The organism is Acinetobacter sp. GN11 (assembly GCF_054823985.1).
On sequence record NZ_JRVL01000257.1, the window covers coordinates 1 to 4,129 of the forward strand.

At 37.2% G+C, this 4,129-nt stretch carries 1 protein-coding gene; it reads left to right on the top strand.

The genetic code is table 11. The annotated features are described in order from the left end of the window. Window positions 1–3,838: Dyp-type peroxidase (locus NL42_RS17740; protein ID WP_461313759.1), on the top strand; the 3,838-nt coding region annotated here is incomplete at its 5' end. Window positions 3,839–4,129: the final 291 nt, after the last annotated feature.

Here is a 4,129-nt window from a genome sequence, read left to right on the forward strand (position 1 = left end):
AGCCCCCCATGCAATTTTTAGTACGGTTTGGCTTAATACAGAAATTACACGTGAAAAAATTCGTCAGTTAATGATCGCTGTGCGTCAAGAGATTAATAAAAATCCTGCGCTTTCCAGTAAAAATACGACGTTGGCTATCGGTGTATCTTTTGATAATTGGGATCTGATTTGTAAAAAAGATAATTTGTCACGACCAAAAGGAATGCAATTACATTATCCAGAAGAAAAAAATCCAAATGTCTCAGAAGTTTTCTCTGAGTCTAATGGGAGTTTTAAAAACTCAGATGGTGACATTTGGTTGCATGTGAAAAGTGATGATGCTGATGCTTGTACAGTATTACAGAAATATATTGAGCATTTTTTAGTTTCAGATACCAAGGAAATATTTAGTCAAGTTACTGCTTCACAATCTAAAACCGGTCGTAATGGTAAGGTTTTAGGGTGTCGTTTTTCTGAAAATTTAAATAATCCATCTGATCCTATTTCACTGGCAAAACATACTTTGATTGGCGCAGAAGATATTGATCATTTTGGCGGTTCATACGTTTTATCCCAACGTTTTCTGATTAACTGGGACCAGATAAATATGATGTCAGAAGATCAGATTGAAGATTTGATTGGACGTAAAACTGACGACACGATTATTCCAGACCGTGATAGCCGTTCACACATTAAAGCTTCTCGTGTGCAAGATGAAAATGGAAATACTACACCTGTTCTGCGTCTGGGCTTACCGTTCGGCCGTGCTGAATCAAACTCAAGTTTTAGAGTGCCAAAATCGGTGACTAAAGCAGATGAAGCAGGGATTTATTTTGCTGGTTTTGCAAAAACTGCTGCCATTTTAGAAGAAGTGATGGCAAGTCAAATTGGAGCAATAGAAGGTTTCATGAATGATCGTCTATTCAATAATCTTCACTCAGACTTAGGCGGTATATTCTATGTTCCGAGTTTAAAAGATTTAGAATTAGATGATGCTCCAAAATATTTAAATGATTTTAGTCGACTAGATAACGATAACTGGAATTTTTTCCCAGGGATGGATTGGACTCGATTTGATCGCCATTATACGAACAGTTCTGATAATGGTTTAATGTATTACAACCACAGTAATTATCTTTTTAATATGGCGACAGGTCTAAATCCTCATAGTGAATTTTTTAAACCACCATCAAACCGTATTTTAAGTCTACTTGAAAATACATTTTCTTTATGGCAAGACAACTGGTATTTCAATCGAAAACAAGAAGAAATTGAGCAAGGGGTAGATTATTACATTGATGAGTTTGAGATCAGTGATAAACCTGAAAATATTATGGGTTTATCAATTATGTTACGTAAAGGCTGGGCTATTCGATTAAGTCTGCAATTGTTCTCATCAGAAAATTATGGTTTCCGTGGGCGGAAAATATTATTAAAAAATGGTGAAATGATTCCATATTCGAGTGGACGAGAATGCGAAGGTAAGGTCATTTATGGATCGGACACTTATCGCATCATGCCAGATGAAATTATTGTAGGAGCTATGCCGAATTTGACCTTGGGTGAAGGTCGCTATGTAATGAAGTATTTATCTGAAGAAGAGCGTCTTCAGGGTTTTTTGCGTAACTTAAGTGAAGCATCGGGTGTAGGGCATGTTATTCCGAATTATAAAAAAGCATTAGATTTAGGTTTGGCTGGTCTACAACAAGAAATTGCTAAACATGCAAATAATGCACAGACTCAAGAAAAGAAAGATTTTTATGAAGCTTCTGCATTGGCACTGACTGGTATTTCTGAATATTTCTTAAACTACTCAAAACTTGCATTTAAAATTGCAGCCCAGATGCAAGAAGGGCAGCAATTCGAAAAAGAGAACTTAACTGCTATTGGTCGACGAATGGAAAAGTTGTCGAAAGATAAACCGGACACATTTATTGAAGCAGTTCAATTTATTTTCACACTGCATAGTTGTTTGCATTTAAATGGTGAGCCAACAGCATTTGGACGTATGGATCAGCTGTTGCAACCTTTCCTTGAAAAAGATGCGATTCCGCCTGAAGAAGCCCAAGAAATTATCGATGCTTTCTATATTAAGCTAGACGAAAAAGTACAACAAAACCGTATGTTTATGGAAGACCATCAGCCTTTTGGTAATCTTGCGATGGGTGGCAGTTCAGGCCCTTATCCTCAAGGTGCATCTTTAGGACAATGGATTCAACAGATTACAGTTGGTGGTACAGTCGCGGATGGTGAAGAAGACTTTTCTAAAACCAAACCTGCTTACAATGATGTCACACGATTATTCATTCGTGCATCAGGCCGTTTACCGTTAAATGCACCGTGTTTGTCTCTACGCACTCGCAAAGATATTCCTGAAGAGATTTTAGAAGAAGCTGCACATGCGATTTTATCTGGTGGCGCTCACCCGATTTTATTAAATGATGAAAAGCTTATTCCTAGTCTTCATCAGAGTGGAAATGGTGTAGGGGGAGATACACTCACTAATTTACCAACTTGGAACTCTAAAGTCGATATTCGTTCAGCACAAAATTACGCTTGTGATGGTTGTTATGAACCACAATTTCCAGGTGAAAACTGGTTTTCTTTAGGTGGGTTCTCGACATTACAGCCTTTGGAGTGTGCACTAAACCAAGGCAAAACAATTTCAAGTGCAGGACAAAGCTATCTATTTGGGCAAACTGTTTCATTAAATACTAAACCTGCCGATCAGATTGATAGTTTTGAAGAACTGTTAGAGCTCTATGAGCAACATTTTGAATTACTCAATCGCAAAGCTTTCAATGGTCAAATTCTAGGTTATGGCGCCAATACAGATATTTGCCCATCTCCAATTTTAAATGTATTGATGGATGACTGTTTGGCTAAAGGACAGGATTTTTATAGTGGTGGGGCTAAATATAATATTTATGGACCGTGCTATATCTCGCTGAGTAATACCATCAATTCACTTTATGCTATTAAGGCAATGGTATTTAATCCCTTAACTGCAGTAACCACATTGCCTGAGTTGTTAGAGTGCTTGTGTTGTGACTGGGGATATAAAATGACCGAGCCATTTATTAGTAATTTAGCTGGTCATGCGCGTATTGCTGCGCAAGCTGATCGTTATAAGCGCTTACGTGAAATTGCTTTGGCACAGCCACGTTATGGGCGAGGGAATTCTGAAGTCGATAAATTAGGCGATGAGATTGTTCAAATGATTGCTGAAATATCAGTCAAGACATTTACTCATCCATGGCCCCAATTTGCACAAAGCCTTAAAGGTTTGGCTGAGCGTTATGGTTCAGAAGAGCATCCTTTTGGTATACAGATTCAACCGGGTGTGGGAACTTTTGAAAATCATGTGGAGATGGGGGCATGGAATGGTGCGAGTGCTGATGGTCGCCGTTTAGGTACGACAGTAGCTTCTGATCTAAGTCCATCACCAAGTCCAGCAGATTTGGCAATTGATCATCAAAAAGTTGAGTTTAGCCGTGCTTTACAAGGTTTTAATGGTATTGGCACAGACTTAATGGCTGATGGAGCACCTACAGATTTTAATATTGGTGAAGACTTTGGCGTTAAAGAACTTGTAGCTATTCTGAAGCAATTCAGTCAAGGAAGTTCATCTAATATTTTAACAATAACAGTAGCTGACCCAGAAACATTTGCTCAAGCTGTGACATCACCTGAGCAATATAATTTGTTAAGAGTACGTACCGGTGGTTGGTCAAACTTCTTTACATCTGTGTTCCCTATCATTCAGGATCAACACCAGCGTCGTCCTGTGTCGACGCCAGACCTACCCAAAGAAAAAACAGAACAAGCAAAATGTCCATTTCATCAATGGACTAATTGATTAGTTGTTTTAAAAGGCAGTCTTTTTAAATAAAGGCTGCCTTCAATTATTTTAATATTTAACAGTTATAACTATTAAAAATATCACAGCTTTCAAATTGCCATTTGTTATAAGAATTCAGATAAAAACATGACATTTTTGCTTTCTCTTAAAAATTATACAAAATGTACTTGAAATAGATCATTCATAAACCCATATTATAATGGAGTTTTACTCATTGTTATTTTAATAACATTATGAAAAATATATAAAATTTTATTTGAAATCCGAGAAAAAGTTCCCATCTATTAG